The sequence below is a fragment of the Leptolyngbya sp. 'hensonii' genome (assembly GCF_001939115.1).
Taxonomy (GTDB): Bacteria; Cyanobacteriota; Cyanobacteriia.
Map to the genome: position 1 here is coordinate 1 of NZ_MQTZ01000010.1, position 14,636 is coordinate 14,636.

17 protein-coding genes are annotated in these 14,636 nt (G+C 48.8%); 5 read left to right on the forward strand and 12 right to left on the reverse strand.

All coding sequences use genetic code 11. The features are described from left to right. The first annotated feature begins 8 nt into the window (after positions 1-8). From BST81_RS29205 to BST81_RS03500, 4 genes are all read left to right on the forward strand, one after another. On the forward strand, positions 9-92 hold the full coding sequence (locus tag BST81_RS29205; RefSeq protein WP_363079242.1) for an HNH endonuclease: 84 nt from the start codon (positions 9-11) through the stop codon (positions 90-92). A 157-nt stretch (positions 93-249) separates the two neighbouring features. After that, the gene (locus BST81_RS03490; RefSeq protein ID WP_075597159.1) at positions 250-1,233 is read left to right on the forward strand and encodes a nucleotidyltransferase; all 984 of its coding nucleotides are present in this window, start codon (positions 250-252) and stop codon (positions 1,231-1,233) included. 3 nt (positions 1,234-1,236) lie between these two features. Further along, complete coding sequence (locus BST81_RS03495) at positions 1,237-2,376, forward strand: SAVED domain-containing protein (RefSeq protein ID WP_143780206.1); 1,140 nt, start codon at positions 1,237-1,239, stop codon at positions 2,374-2,376. A 334-nt stretch (positions 2,377-2,710) separates the two neighbouring features. Then, on the forward strand, positions 2,711-3,076 hold the full coding sequence (locus tag BST81_RS03500; RefSeq protein WP_143780207.1) for a hypothetical protein: 366 nt from the start codon (positions 2,711-2,713) through the stop codon (positions 3,074-3,076). Positions 3,077-3,095: 19 nt separating this feature from the next. Here the strand turns inward: BST81_RS03500 and BST81_RS03505 are convergent, their stop codons facing one another. The 12 genes from BST81_RS03505 to BST81_RS03570 all read right to left on the reverse strand — a co-directional run bounded on the left by BST81_RS03505 (position 3,096) and on the right by BST81_RS03570 (position 11,962). Then, positions 3,096-3,401, reverse strand: a complete 306-nt coding sequence (locus BST81_RS03505; RefSeq protein ID WP_075597162.1) for a hypothetical protein — start codon at positions 3,399-3,401, stop codon at positions 3,096-3,098. 1 nt (position 3,402) lies between these two features. After that, positions 3,403-3,882 (reverse strand): hypothetical protein, encoded by a 480-nt coding sequence (locus BST81_RS03510; RefSeq protein ID WP_075597163.1) that lies wholly within the window; start codon positions 3,880-3,882, stop codon positions 3,403-3,405. After that, positions 3,879-4,244, reverse strand: a complete 366-nt coding sequence (locus BST81_RS03515; RefSeq protein ID WP_075597164.1) for a hypothetical protein — start codon at positions 4,242-4,244, stop codon at positions 3,879-3,881. The genes BST81_RS03510 and BST81_RS03515 overlap by 4 nt, the downstream gene beginning before the upstream one ends. Further along, positions 4,223-4,585 (reverse strand): hypothetical protein, encoded by a 363-nt coding sequence (locus BST81_RS03520; RefSeq protein WP_075597165.1) that lies wholly within the window; start codon positions 4,583-4,585, stop codon positions 4,223-4,225. The genes BST81_RS03515 and BST81_RS03520 overlap by 22 nt, the downstream gene beginning before the upstream one ends. After that, a complete protein-coding gene (locus tag BST81_RS03525) occupies positions 4,567-4,836 on the reverse strand; it encodes a hypothetical protein (RefSeq protein ID WP_075597166.1) in 270 nt (89 codons plus the stop codon). Before BST81_RS03525 ends, BST81_RS03520 begins: the two co-directional genes overlap by 19 nt. Then, the gene (locus BST81_RS03530) at positions 4,836-5,522 is read right to left on the reverse strand and encodes a hypothetical protein (RefSeq protein ID WP_075597167.1); all 687 of its coding nucleotides are present in this window, start codon (positions 5,520-5,522) and stop codon (positions 4,836-4,838) included. The genes BST81_RS03525 and BST81_RS03530 overlap by 1 nt, the downstream gene beginning before the upstream one ends. 11 nt (positions 5,523-5,533) lie before the next feature. Next, entirely contained in the window at positions 5,534-6,037 is a 504-nt protein-coding gene (locus tag BST81_RS03535) for a hypothetical protein (RefSeq protein WP_075597168.1), read from the reverse strand. A 328-nt stretch (positions 6,038-6,365) separates the two neighbouring features. Continuing rightward, positions 6,366-7,994, reverse strand: coding sequence for a hypothetical protein (locus BST81_RS03545; protein WP_075597169.1), 1,629 nt, complete (start codon positions 7,992-7,994; stop codon positions 6,366-6,368). Between the two features lie 12 nt (positions 7,995-8,006). Then, positions 8,007-10,124 (reverse strand): hypothetical protein, encoded by a 2,118-nt coding sequence (locus BST81_RS03550; protein WP_075597170.1) that lies wholly within the window; start codon positions 10,122-10,124, stop codon positions 8,007-8,009. A gap of 562 nt (positions 10,125-10,686) precedes the next feature. Beyond that, on the reverse strand, positions 10,687-11,259 hold the full coding sequence (locus BST81_RS03560; protein WP_075597172.1) for a hypothetical protein: 573 nt from the start codon (positions 11,257-11,259) through the stop codon (positions 10,687-10,689). A gap of 2 nt (positions 11,260-11,261) precedes the next feature. Beyond that, entirely contained in the window at positions 11,262-11,639 is a 378-nt protein-coding gene (locus tag BST81_RS03565) for a hypothetical protein (RefSeq protein ID WP_075597173.1), read from the reverse strand. Beyond that, positions 11,639-11,962: a hypothetical protein gene (locus tag BST81_RS03570; protein ID WP_075597174.1), complete on the reverse strand. Its 324-nt coding sequence runs from the start codon at positions 11,960-11,962 to the stop codon at positions 11,639-11,641. The genes BST81_RS03565 and BST81_RS03570 overlap by 1 nt, the downstream gene beginning before the upstream one ends. Before the next feature lie 542 nt (positions 11,963-12,504). Here BST81_RS03570 and BST81_RS03575 point away from each other — a divergent pair. After that, positions 12,505-14,636: tetratricopeptide repeat protein (locus BST81_RS03575; RefSeq protein ID WP_075597175.1), on the forward strand; the 2,132-nt coding region annotated here is incomplete at its 3' end.

Sequence of the window (14,636 nt, forward strand, 5' to 3'; positions counted from 1 at the left end):
ATCACCAAGTGCCACGCCGTCAAGGGGGGACAAATCATGCTTCTAATTTAATGGCTGTCCATATGGTCTGCCATTTACAATTGCATCGGTAAGCGTAGAGATTGCTTGAGCCGTGTACAGTGAAAGTTGTAAGCACGGTTCTGAGGGGAGGGAGGGGGCTATATCTGAAACCCCTTCCTTTACCCGACTTCTCAATGTGTATACCTCACTTTGTTTCCATCGGCTATTGTAATTTCTGTTACTGAAGGCATGGCAAATCTACAAACTCAATTCAATAATTTTCACAACACTATCAAAGTCGATTTTGATGACAGCCAGCCATTGCGCAATAAGAGGGACTTAATCGTTGGCAACTTAAAGGATGGCTTGAAAAAACTGTTCCCTACAAATACACCTACATTTAGGTTCTTTAATCAAGGAAGTTATGATCTAGCAACAGGGGTTGAACCTCTTTCAGGAGAAGATTATGATATTGATGTAGGCATTATTTTTAATTTCTCAAAAAGTATTTACAAGCCAGTTCAAGTTAAAGAGTGGGTTTATAATGCTCTTAATACAGGATCAAGAACGGTAGAAATTAAAAGACCCTGTGTAAGAGTTCAATATCATTCCAATGGGGCTAAATGGTTTCACGTTGATTTAGCTGTTTATTCCACTGACAAGGATTATCTGGGAAATGAAGTAAACTATATAGCAAAAGGCTTTATAGGATCATCTGAAGATAAAAAGATTTGGGAAATATCTGAACCTTTTCGCCTTAAAGAACTTCTGAAGTCTAAGATTACTGATGGCTCTGATAGAGAGCAATTCCGTAGGGTTATAAGATATTTGAAAAGATGGAAAGATTATAATTTTTCCTCAACGGTAGCAGGACGACCAACAGGAATAGCTCTAACTGCTTGTTGCCACAATCTCTTCACATCTCAAAAAGATCGTGTATATAATCCTTACACTTATTCCTATGCTTATCAATATAACGATCAAAGAGCATTGCAAAACGTTGTAAGTGGAATAGTTGGCATGTTCACTTGGAACAATAAGATAAGTGTGAAACTGCCGGTTCAACCTTACAATGATCTTTTTGAGAAAATGAGCGATAGTCAAATGCTACTAATGAAAATGAAAATAGTTACTCTAAGAGATGTATTACTTGCTGCATCCAATGAAACTTCTTCCTTAAATGCATGTATAAAATTGCAGAAAGTGTTTGGCGATAAATTCCCAATCTCGTAAGTTATGGCAGCAAGAAAAAGTATACCTGAAACAGTAAAATTGCAACTCTGGGTAAAATCCGCAGGACGTTGTGAATTCAAGGGGTGTAATATTCCTGTTTGGTATAATGGCTTAACCTTAAGCGATGGTAATTTTGCAGAATTTGCACACATTATTGGTTCGAGTAAAGATGGTCCTAGAGGAACAGCACAATCAGAAGAACTACAAGTAGATTTTGACAATCTGATGCTTCTATGTCAACGCTGTCATAAAGAAATAGATGATCACCCGGCAAAGTACCCGACTGAATTATTACGTGCTTGGAAGCATGAGCATGAAAGCAGAATAGAAATACAAACAAGTTATCCAGAAGACATACATAAATCCACTGTATTACTATTCTCTGTAAATATTGGTGATCGAATTGTTCCTATAAATATTGAGGCAATTAGGAACGCAATGTTTCCAAAATTTCCAGCAGACCTCAGAGGAATAAAGATAGAAGAAAAGGATTTTGATCGAAAGGGAGAAGCTGAGCAGTGGAGAATGTTCGCTGAAACAAAAATCAAGCGTAAAGTTTTAAGGTCTTTGGACGAAGGCATTGATGATATTAAAATCAAGCATATTTCTCTGTTTGGAATAGCACCCATGCCTTTGTTAATGTATTTGGGGAAGTGTATAGGGGACACTGTCCCGACAGATATCTATCAATCTCATAGAAATATTGAAAATACGAGTAAAACATGGTCTTGGCAAGAAGAAACTTCTGTTGAACTGTCTTATTCTATTTCTTGCGAACAAGAAGGTGGAGGTGGGATTGTTTTTCTGAAGTTGGCAATCAGCGATGCAATCGAATATGATAAATACGAAAATTTGGTTTCGAGTGATTGCAATATTTATCAAATAACAATTTCTGAACCATCCCCACATTTCTTAAAATCAAAAAGACAGCTTGAAATCTTCAGTTACGAGTATCGTAAATTACTTAATAAAATCCAAGCAAAACATGGAAAAAATTGCAAAATATATATCTTACCGGCAGTTCCTATATCAATAGCAGTAGAATGTGGAAGAGTTATTTTGCCAACAAAAGATCCAGAGGTATATGCTTGTGAATATTACAGTGACAGAGGAGAATTTCAAGCTGTGTTACAGATAAACTAAAATGCAGCATACTCCTCTTTGTGAGTATATTCTTTGCAACAAAGTCTAACCATTCAAATGCAGCGGACGGTTAAAGTCGCTGGTGCTAAGTTCGAGGTTATCTGCCGCCGCTGATTTGAGCCGTTACCAAATCCAATTTTCTTAAGCAAAGTAAAAATATTTCGGTGTGTCAAGTATATTAATCCCCTTCTTTTATGTTGCCCAACCCCCATCACTTCTCCTCAAGTGACATTGGAACGATAACCGTAACGCAACGTTGTTTTTCTCTCTCTCCTGGGTAATATAAGGGAAGCCCTCCTGATCAGGAGGGCTTTGTTGTGAGTAGATGTCCTTTATGACCCCTGACTACCACTCTTCAGATCCGGCAACCTATATCATGGCCACTATTATTACGATCGTGGTGTTGCTTCTCTGGGCGTTCCTCTGGTGGCATCTCCTCACCAAATCAGGGTATCGGGGGCTCTCCAGAGTAACCATGTTATTTGCCATGGTCTGTTTCCCCGTGATTGGGTTTGTCCTTTACGTTGCAACACCATGGCCACTGGAGAAACGCCTAGATAAGTTAGCCCAGAGACTGGATGAGATAGAGCGATCGGTGCGTTGCTCTCCTGTAACTGGCAACGTTGAAGCTGAATTGAATCGCCTTAAGGGGGAAATGGGTTTAACCAAGATGAAAGACCCCAGAAGAACTCCCTGGTAAGCGCACTATCTAGGTGACTTTAGGTGACTTTAGGTGACTTATCCTTCCAGGTTGATTCCTGGAGGGTTGCGACTGCATTATTCAGTCCCTCAGAACTAAGGTTACCGATATCTTCCAGCGCGGCTCCTATCCCCTGAAGTTCAGTCACCACAGATGAGGGGATTTGTTCACCAAATACCCCTAGAACGGTCTGGGTCGAAGCGATCGCTACCGCGATCCATTCGTCCGTTGTCATCTTGCCATCGGCCTTGGCCTGCGCACACAGGTTATAAATTGCCTCACACTTGACTGTCAGGGTAAGAATTTGGGTAAAAGAAACTCTCATATCAGTTCTCCCTTGAGGGTTCAGAAGATTTTGCAACAGAATTGGGCGCAATCATTGGGACAGAGTTCAGGTTGTCTACCAGGTAATCCATCCTGCGATGGAGGGCGGCGGTTTCTCGCTTCAGTTCAACCAGGTTTTCGCTTAGTTGAATATAGATTCTCGTTTGATCTTTGAGGGTCAACTGCACCTCTTCAGAAACAGAGTTCCTGAGCCGGTCTACAGACGCTGATAGGCCGTCTAACCCCGTGCGGGTAGCAGTTGCTTGGGTCTGTTGAATTGTTCTCAAGTCATCAATCAGCGTACGGGTCAAATCAGATTCGGCTTTGTCCTTGTTGACGATCCAACCTACAGCCTGTTTGGCAATCCAGACCAGGGCAGCAACGGTCACACCGCCGTAGGCGAAGTCCTGAACAGACGGGGGAGTTACAGGGGGGGATTGCTGAGCCTGGGCGATCGTGACCCTGGGGTGAATGGTGCTCATAGAATGAATTCCTCTAACTCTACAGCCCATATCGGTTCTTCCACCCTGCCTAAAAACCGCTTGGGAAATTTGCGAATCCTGAGATAGCGGACAATCAGACCAGCCGTTTTGAACTCAGGCGGAATGGGCAGGTAAATCACCTGTTTTTCCACCGAGGGATAAAGCCTGCTGCTACTGCCTGACTCATCGGTGGCATAGAGAGAGTCAAGCACGGCAAAACTTTTCCAGATGCGGTTTTCCGGGCTTAGTCCCAAATTCAAGAACGTGACCCGGAAAGTCTCCCCCCCAATACTGGGCGAATTGAACAAAAGCCATTGCCCAAGTTTGGGGGTCACAATGCCTAAGGATTGCCAGGAAGCCATAGTCCTACCTCTGGGTCAGGTGGAATCGCTTCCTCCTGCCACTCTTCCAACTTGACCTGATAATCCTCCAGGTCAGGAGCGGCTCGTATGGGATAGCTTTTTCGGATCGCGATTAGGCGTTGTCCGGCAATGCCCCATCTGAAAACCTGTTCTCTCAGGGGATAAGCAATCATTTGCTGTCCTGGTCGCTTGTCCCTCCACTCCTGAAGGGTCAGAAAGCTGGCAGAGTTTGCCGGAACTCCGATGCAGGTGAGCTTGAAGAAATCACCAGTGGGCAAGATTTCCAAAAACTGTAGGTCCTTGACAGGGGTGCAAACTCCGATCAGTTGCCAGGTCGCCATATTAAGGGGTCCTCATCAACCGCTGTGGCCTGTAGTTCTTCCTGTCGGGCGTCTAATTCACCATCGACGGCATATTCCCAAGCCCTGGCCATGGGCACAACTTCCAACAGTCCAGATTGGCCCAGAGGAGCGATCAGGGCCACCTCCCCAGATTTTTGATGGGCCTCTTCTCTCCACCCTGGAGGCGGGGGGAGAGATTGGGACGCCAGAACAAATTCCAGTGTCCCAGGCAGAATTAAGGAACTATTCATCAGGGACCAGGGGGCGCAGCAGCAGCCGGGTAAAGAATGCGCTCTTCAGAAATAATGCTGAACCCGGCAGCAGTGGCATCATCCCGTTTGGCAGTTGAGAAAAACGTAGACAGCAGTCCCTCCGAATCTTCCAACCCAGCCTGACCGGGACGAGTTGAAGACATGCCAGTGGCCAGCTTCTTGGCTTCAACTGAAGAAATCTGGGCAGCAGCCTGCAATCCTAAGGTTTCACCGACAAGGGTGAAATCTGACTGGTTCATGGGGAAAGCATAGAGGACTCCATTGCTCAGTTCTGCGACAGCAGTCTGAGAGCGTTTTCCAGCTACAGGAGCCGTGAGTCGTACTCCCTTCTGCGCCCCGCCTACCTTCCATTGTGCGGCTTGTGCCACAGCCCGTTTGTTGTAAGCGATGAAAGTGGAGACAGAGCCAGCCGCAGTAGTTGGAGCATTGGGAATTACTTTGATCGCTCTGGCGGGTTTAGGGCTATTCGCCCCAAGCACCATCAATCGATTGGCTACAGCATCAGCTTCGGCTGCGGTCAGATGGCCTAATTGATTTTTCAAATCGGCTGCACTGATCCCAGTAGCAGCGGCCAAATCGACCGTGTTCCAGCCATAGAGGAGGATGTCATTGATATTGACAAACCGGAGCTGATCACGTTTTCTGCCTCTTGTGTAGGCACTCATGAAGACCTCCTTTAGGTCAGTAGATACTCAACGGCCTGAATTTTGACGCTACCATCCTCAGCCAGGGCAAAGGCGATCGGCAGGCTGAAAGACCCTGTATAAATGCCCGTATCGGCATTAAACGTTCCGGTGACATAGTTCCGGTTATTGGGATTTTTCGCTGGTGTGGACTCCAGCACCTGCAGATACATCAGCACCTCTAAGACAAATGCTTCGATCGCAGTAGATTTGAAGGTGCCATCGGAGCCAGGAGTAAAGGCCCCGCCATTCAGATAGGGAACTGCCTGAATCACAAGTTGCCCACTGCCGTTAATGGACTGGCTGGCTGGAATCCTGAACTGACCAGAGAAGGTTCTCAAGTCCGTATCAAAGTTGCCATCCAGGCGATCTTCCCCATTGGGGTTAGCGGTAGTGGTGTTCTCCCTATCCTGGAGATAGATCAGAGCCTCTATGGCCTGACCCTCTGCGGTGACACTCTTAAAAGTGCCTCCTGTTCCTGGAGTGATGGTTGCCATAATTCAGGGGTGAACGTGGTTGATATCAAAGCTAGGCTTTAGATGAGGCTAAAATCAACCTGGTGGATGTACAGAGTCGAGAACGCCTTAATTGTTAATGGTTCCGATTTGCACGGGTCTCAAAGTATAAGCAAGTTGTATATGGAAATTCGCCTATTTGATCAGTTGTCAACCCGGAGCAGACGATCGATGCTGCGTCGTCGTGGCCGATATGGAGCAATCTACCAATACCGGCCACGACGAAATTTGATTTTGAGGCTGGCCCATGAAAATGGCATGACGGAAGAACAAGTTAGAAGGCGTTTAGCCGAAGAACGAAAAGAGCTACTTAGTATGACTTTTTGAGCGCTTCTTGAGTGATCTCTTCCCAATCATGAGGCTTTGCAGAGGGCCATAGCTCCAGCCTGAAACGTCTGTCTGTATACCTTGTCTTTCCGGCTGGGCGACCCCGATCTCCCGCTAAAACTAACTCTCTATTAATGATGAAGCAGTAGGCAGGGTAAATTCTGGTAGTTTCCTTGTATAGCCCAGGGTTGATGAGGCGATCTCCCTCCTTTAACTCCTCAGTAATATTGATAGTTCTCAGCTCTGCTTCTGAGAGAGATGCAAACAGTTTAATTCGGTCTTCAGCATCACTTCTGGAAGCGGCATAAACGGTGATGTAGTGCCCATTGCTTAACTTCCCGTTAGCCTTAAATCTTCCCCACAAATAGCCATTCACCCCGCCACAAGCATGCTTGATATCTTCAAAATCAAGCTTTGTTCTTCGTACATCGGGAATGCTCACAGTTACCCTGGTTATCCTCTGATTCCCTCTCACTCGCTCAAACGGCGGGGCAGGTGTTTGGTACAAAATGATTTTCAGTCGGAGTGTGGGATCTGAACGCCGCGCATTTTCATCGACTGACTCCCCTACAAACTGGCCAATATCGCGATTTTCCAGCATGTGATAGGTGGCCATAGTCTGCTGCACGGCTGGTATCAGCAGATTTTGAGGCACTTGTTGAAAGACGATCGCTTCTGAATCGTTCGCCCGATCTGGTTCTATCACGACAGTTCTATTTGTGCCCAGAGTGCCTTTCTCTAGAGCCAATTTGTTTTGTTCGTAGGCGGTATCAAGCTCCTGGGCAATAATGAAGCCACTCTCGATAAAAGAATCCCAGGCCTCTTCTAACAGCTCTTCGACAAAAGCCTGGGTGACTGGATTCTGGATGGAATTCACCTGCTCATCCATGTAGGAATTGAAGGAGTAGTTAGGTCCCCCTTCCTCCCCCCAAACCTGGAGAATGAAATCAGCATCATCTTCTCCGTAAAACTTGACCAACCACTCTCTAGGCAATCCCTTCAGAAATTGCCGGTAGTTGATATAAACGCTGATCGCGGCCTGACCTGCAAACAATCTCACCGTTTGAGAAATGGCGGCTTTAAAGCTTGTTCCTATTTCGTCCAGTCCTTCTAAAGCAACCGCACTGGCAATCATCTTGGCCAGCTTGGCCCCGCCAATCACAGGGACCACTAGCGAAATACCATAGCCCACCCCTATCCCTGCCAACCAGCCCAATCCCTGACCCAGCAACCCACCCCAAATGGTCGCCAGTTGGATGTTTAGTTGTTGCTGAGAGAGGGCCAGAGATTTATCACTGGCATTCCAGTCAAACGCCTTGATCGATTCCAGGGCACTGTAGCCCCAGCCAAAAATTGTAGAGACACTGATTTTTAGAAAATTTAGGCCAGTAAGCCAATTTCCGAAAAACGTTTTAGCCCCGTTCCAAATAAAATCAAGGAATTTGTTTTTCCGCTTGACCTTCTGAATTGAATTTACGAAGTCAATCGTCCTGATTTTGCTGGGGCCAGGAAGCACCTGGGCGTTGATTACATTTCCCCCCGTGACACCAGCATTGACATTGCGCCGGATGATACGACTCAAGAGCTGACCTGATGAGAGGGACAGGGGCATGGCTACCACTCCTTATGGATCTACAGCCGGGATGTCTTTGACGCGAGGTGTTGTATAGGAAGAATCGCGCAGATTGAAAGAGGATTGTGGGTCATTGACAAGGTTGATAAATGCTTGCCAAATGGCATCATCCCCCTCAGTTGATTGCATGTCAGTAAGTTCTTGCATCAGGTCATGCAATCGATGTTTATTGCGAAACATGGCATTTTTGATGATGCCAGCAGAAAAAGCCAATTTCATCAAATAACCGGCCACCGTTTCCTTGTCTTCATTCTTCCAGCCCTGAATATATCCTTTGCTTTCCTTCAGCAGATTTTCCAGGCTCTCCAGGTTGGAGACATCGAAGGAGTAGTTAATCTCCCGTTTGGCTGGATTTCCCTTATAGCCCAAGTATTGGGCATTTGCTTTCACATAATCTTGTGCAATTAAAGTGGCATTCTTTGTGGCCAGAACTTCGCTGGTAAGTCGCAACAAGAAATTAATTGATAGGTCAGCATTAACACTGTTTGTTACACATAGACCGTACATTTCAGCGAGTGTTTCAGCAATGTTGGGTAAGCTGATTTTTCTCGTTTGATTTCCTTCAGTGGTTGGATCTATATCCGTAATTTGGATTTCAATTGGGAATTGGCCGACAAGTGCATCAACTTGTTTGATGTACCAGCCGAACCAGTTGGTGTAGTTGCTCAGATCTACCGTTTTTCCATCCTCATAAGCCAGGAGATTCACGGGCATTTTCACCGGAAAGTCATCGACCCCAAGCACCTGACTAATTCGGGTCAGACGGCGTAAAATTTCTTGATCCAAGTTGTTCCCTCCCTTCAATTTCTGTAAGGCTTCCAGGGCTTTTTTCAGGGCATCATTGGCCAGATTCAGAGCCTGAATAGCTGTGCTCAGAGCCTTGTTGGCCGTGCCCTTTGCATCCAGGGCCGTTTGATAGGCTTGATTGGCTCTAGCCAGGGCCATTGCTGCTAATGCTCCAGCCGCGATCGCTTTGCTCAGGGCATCATTAGCCAGGTTCAGGGCCTGATTAGCCGTGCCCAGGGCCTTGTTGGCTGTGCCCTTTGCATCTAGGGCCGTTTGATAAGCTTGATTGGCTCTAGCCAGAGCCATTGCTGCTAATGCTCCAGCCGCGATCGCTTTGCTCAGGGCATCATTAGCCAGGTTCAGGGCCTGATTGGCCGTGCCCAGGGCCTTGTTAGCTGTGCCCCTAGCATCTAGGGCCGTCTGATACGCCTGATCAGCCCTGGTCAAGGCCCTTTGGGCCAGGGAGCCAGCGGCGATCGCCTTACTCAGGGCATCGTTAGCCAGGTTGAGGGCCTGATTGGCTGTAGCCAGAGCCTTGTTAGCTGTGCCTCTGGCATCTAGAGCCGTCTGATAGGCCTGATCCGCTCGGGCCAGGGCACGGGCGGCCAGGGCTCCAACGGCGATCGCCTTACTCAGGGCATCGTTAGCCAGATTGAGGGCCTGATTGGCCGTGCTCAGGGCCTTGTTGGCTGTGCCTTTGGCATCTAGGGCAGTTTGATAGGCCTGATCAGCCCTGGTCAAGGCCCTTTGGGCCAGGGAGCCAGCGGCGATCGCTTTGCTCAGGGCATCATTCGCCAGACTCAAAGCACGGTTTGCTAATTGGTAGGCAGCATTGGCTGTGCCCTTTGCATCCAGGGCTGTAGACCGTGCCTCAGATGCCATAGCCAGAGCACGGGCTGCCAGCTCTAACGCATTCCTGGCAGTCATCAAAGCACGGGCTCCCAGAGCAGCCAATATCCCCAGTTCATTTTCAATCCGGTCCGCTCTCTGCTCTAGGGCAGCGACTCTTCCCCGCAATCCCAGCGCGATCGCCAGATCTGACAAGATGCCCAATAACTGAGACCGTAGATCCTCAATCAGGGCTAGTAAAAACCGCCTGACTTCAGTAATTTGATTCCTCAATTCGTTGATGGTTGATGATACGAATTGCCTCAAACCTGAAAGCTCAGAAATAAAAAATTGCCGTAGTCTGGCCAGTTCTCCAAACACTGAACCTCGTAATTCTTCTAATTCTGACTTGAGGGCATACTTGCCTGAAAGTGCATCAATCTTTGCGCTCAATCTGGCAATTTCTGCTTTAAGTTCAGCACATGAATCAGCCATGGTTACAGCCTTTGATGGATGGACCTAATCTGACTAGCAAGCTCGGCACAGGGGAGGCAGCAGTAGCCAGGATAGCCATCCTTGGGACATTTACACTGACCCTCTGGGCAACCATCCTCACAGGAAACCTCAAAGTCACACCTGTCTACAACTTTGGAAAAAAGTAGAGTGCCGTTATGGAAAATCTTCAATGTTGTCGCGCTAGAACCTGGTGAAAACTGCTGATTTGTGAAGGTAATTCTTCCCGCAAAACAGCTAAAAGTTTCTAGAATCAGCCGCTCAACTCCAGCACAATTTCCCCATAAATCCCATCGCTCACCATTGCGACACCCAGAGGAGGGAACTGACTTCAAATAGTAGGATTCATTCGCAAATCCATCAAATGTATAGGAGCTAGTAATCCCAATTTCAGCCCTGTAGGAAAGGGTCCAGCTCCCAGCTACTCCACATTGGGAAGGGTTCTCACAGGTAATGTCGATCGGGGTCGGAGATACGGTTACCTGATCCTTCTGACCTCCAGAAAAGAAGCTGACCGTTGCAGAAGCTTTTCCCAGACAGAAACTCATAGCTTCTCCAGAAGAATGTCTGTGTAGATTTCCTGTTCTGCATTCGGGAACTTCACCCAGCTCCCCAACCCCTGCACACTGGAACGATTAGTGATGTATTGCAGCTTGAAGCTATCCCCAGCCCCTGCACTGAACCGGCCCCTCATGGTAATGGAGCCCCCGCTGTCAAACCAAACTCCAATTGAACGCAGCAACACAGACCCATCATTTGCTTTCACAAACCGGATCGCACTCCCCCAACCATCGTAGAAAGCCTGCACCACAGAAATCCGATAGTTGCCTGGGGGGATGTTAATGATCACCCCAGAGCTGATCGATACCCCTCCGATCGTGTCGGCAACGACGGTCGTTAATTGTCGATCGGTCCAGGCATTGGCAACAGTTGTTTGGGGAAAGACTCCCCAGGCTTTTCTGTCTTGCAAGATGGCATAGCTGTTGTCCCCACCCCCGCTACTGTTACCTGGCAAGTTCTCTAATTCAGCAGAATAGTACGTATCACCTGACTGAATCAGAACTTTATCGCTTCCATTCGGAAGCACCTTATTGGGAAACTCAGAAATCAGCGCCATACTTACTCAAACTGTGAAGGGGCAATTACAGTTCCAGGGGCTAATGGGGGGGTGATGTAGCAATGGACAATGAGCTGATCAATCCGCTGGCCCGCTCTGAAATTCACCCGCCAGTACAGGCAATCCAACCGCTCATAGTATTTAGACTGGTCAAAGGTGATGGGACTGCCTGCTGGAGATGTCAGGGTTAATCCGGTTGGGGAGGTGATGTTCCCTCGAATCCGGCTCCGAAGTCGTTCCAGAATTCCAACCAGCAATTGTTCAGCCCGATTGTTCATGGTTGGGGTCAGACCTGGCAGGTCGGCCTTGGTGATGGTCAGAGTCGTCCCATCCTGAATTGCACTTGCCCCAAAGATGTCAGCCAGAGACAGGGGTTGCATTAGTAGTCGTCAGGGTCGATTCCCCCAGCGACATCCGCCTTCTGTAGATTGATCGTCAGGGTCTTCTGGCGATATTGATTCTCCCCTCGGATCACAATCTGCTCAAATCCAGCCTCAATGGTGACCTGTCGCAGCGGGTCATCTCCCTGAGCCGTTGCTGTCAGGGCTTCCATGGCCTTCACCAGAATGCCAACAAATAGAGCTTCAGCCCGATTATTCACGGCTGGGGTCAGACCTGGCAGGTCAGCTTTGGTGATGGTCAGGGTTGTCCCATCCTGAATTGCACTTGCCCCAAACACCTCGGTCAAAGTTGGTTCAGCCATAGTTTAAAGACCAAAAACTAGAACAATTGTAGTTTTAACCTCTGGCTATTTTTAGGCAAGAATTAGGCAAGATATTGCTTGACGAATGCCTCAATTTAGCTCTCAGTAAGAGTTTGAGAAGACTTAAAAACGGGATTCGAGTTCCCTATTCTCCATCCTTTCAAACTCTTGCTGGTATTGGGTTTTAAGCCGTGCCAAGAATTCTTGTGACTAAAATCTGGCCTAGAAGTAGGCGATGATTCCACTGAGAAATCGGGACTTTAACTAGAATCTGCGCTAGTTTGTTTCACACTTCCATCCTCCCAATGTGGCTACTGTGTACCCATAATCCCCTCCTGGGAGGGGTAGGGGTGGGTTCAACCCTCCTACTCCCGTTCCTAGACCCACCCCGGCCCTACGGGCCACCCCTCCCGAGAGGGGATTTCACGCGAGTCTGCTGACTTGAGCCAAACTTTTCAGAGATCTGTATACGCGGTAGCCCAATGTGGGGAAGCTACCCATCTGTGGATTTATAATCTGCATGTAGAAATTCAGCATCCCCCATGGCACACCAGCTTCCCGGTCCAAGCAGACGTTATGCTTCCCTGACTTCCCTGCTGACGCTTCTGGTGGGGTTGAACCCTGCCCTATCCAGTACTGGGATGGCATGGCCTGCAACACAGGTGAAGCCTGAACTCCCCTTCCAACTGGCTCAGGCCCAAGACCCCCGCAAAGTTGAGGCTGACCGGTTATTTCAACAGGGAATCCAACAGTATCAAGTTAGCCAGTTTGAAGCAGCGCTACAGTCCTGGCAACAAGCCCTCAAGCTCTACCAGGAACTCAAAGGCCGGCTGGGAGAGGGGCAAGCCCTCGGCAATCTGGGCCTTGCTTACTATGCTCTGGGCAATTATCCCAAGGCGATCGAGTTGCAGGAACAGCGTTTAGCCATTGCCCGGGAACTCAAAGACCGACTGGGGGAAGGAAAAGCCCTCGGCAATCTGGGCCTTGCTTACGATGCTCTGGGGAATTACCCGAAGGCGATCGAGCTGCAGGAACAGAGTTTAGCCATTGCCCGGGAACTCAAAAACCGCCTGGGGGAGGGGCAAGCCCTCGGCAATCTGGGTGTTGCTTACTATGCTCTGGGCAATTATCCCAAGGCGATCGAGCTGCAGGAACAGCGTTTAGCCATTGCCCGGGAACTCAAAAACCGACTGGGGGAGGGGCAAGCCCTCGGCAATCTGGGCCTTGCTTACTATGCTCTGGGGAATTACCCGAAGGCGATCGAGCTGCAGGAACAGAGTTTAGCGATTGCGCGGGAAATCAAAGACCGACTCGGCGAGGGGCAATCCTTAGGCAATCTGGGCATTGCTTACTTGTCTCTGGGGAATTATCCCAAAGCGATCGATTACCAGGAACAGCGTTTAGCGATTGCGCGGGAAATCAAAGACCGGCGGGGGGAGGGGAATGCCCTCGGCAATCTGGGCCTTGCTTACTGGGCTCTGGGGAATTACCCGAAGGCGATCGATTACCAGGAACAGAGTTTAGCGATTGCCCGGGAAATCAAAGACCGACGCAGCGAGGGGAATGCCTTAGGCAATCTGGGCATTGCTTACTTTTCTCTGGGGAATTATCCCAAAGCGATCGAGTACCAGGAACAGCGTTTAGCGATTGCGCGGGAAATCAAAGACCGACTCGGCGAGGGGCAATCCTTAGGCAATCTGGGAAATGCTTACTGGTCTCTGGGGAATTATCCCAAAGCGATCGAGTACCAGGAACAGCGTTTAGCGATTGCGCGGGAAATCAAAGACCGACTCGGCGAGGGGGATGCCTTAGGCAATCTGGGAGTTGCACGATTTAATGCTGGCCAACTCCCCCAGGCAGAACAGGATTTACTGGCTGCGATTGCAGTCTTTGAGTCCTTACGCGACAGGCTCACCGATAGCCAGAAGGTTTCCATTGCCGATACCCAATTCCGGGCTTACAACAATCTGCAACGAGTGCTGATAGCTCAAAACAAAGTGGAACCAGCCCTGGAGATTGCCGAACGGGGACGGGCCAGGGCTTTCGCGGAATTGCTGGCAAAACGCACCCAGGAGAAAGAGACTCTCGCGATTCAGCCCATCCAGATCGCCGCCATCCAGCAGGTGGCCAGGGAGCAAAAGGCAACCCTGGTGGAGTATGCCAATCTCTATGATGAGCAACTCTTTATCTGGGTGGTGAAACCCACTGGGGAGGTGGCTTTTCGTCAGGTGGACCTCAAGCCTCTGCAACAGCAGAAAACTTCCCTGGCCAATCTGGTGGCGGCGGCCCGCTGCCTGGGGGCGATCGGTTGTGAGGAGTCTGTCCTATCCAGGGGCAGTCAACAGCTCGCGTACAATTCGGCCCAGGGCGATCGCCAGTTTGGCCAACCCCCTGTCACCACCATCAAGAATGACTATCTGCAACAGTTGCACAAGCTCCTGATTGACCCGATCGCCGACCTGCTGCCCAAAAATCCGAACGAACGGATCATCTTCGTGCCCCAGGGTTCCCTGTTCCTGCTGCCCTTTGCCGCCCTGCAGGATGACCAGGGACAGTACTTAATCGACTACCACACGATCGGGATTGCGCCTTCGATTCAGGTGTTGCAGTTGACTCGCCAGCAGCGATCGGCCAGTCGGACTGGAGAGATTCTGCTGGTGGGCAATCCCACCAT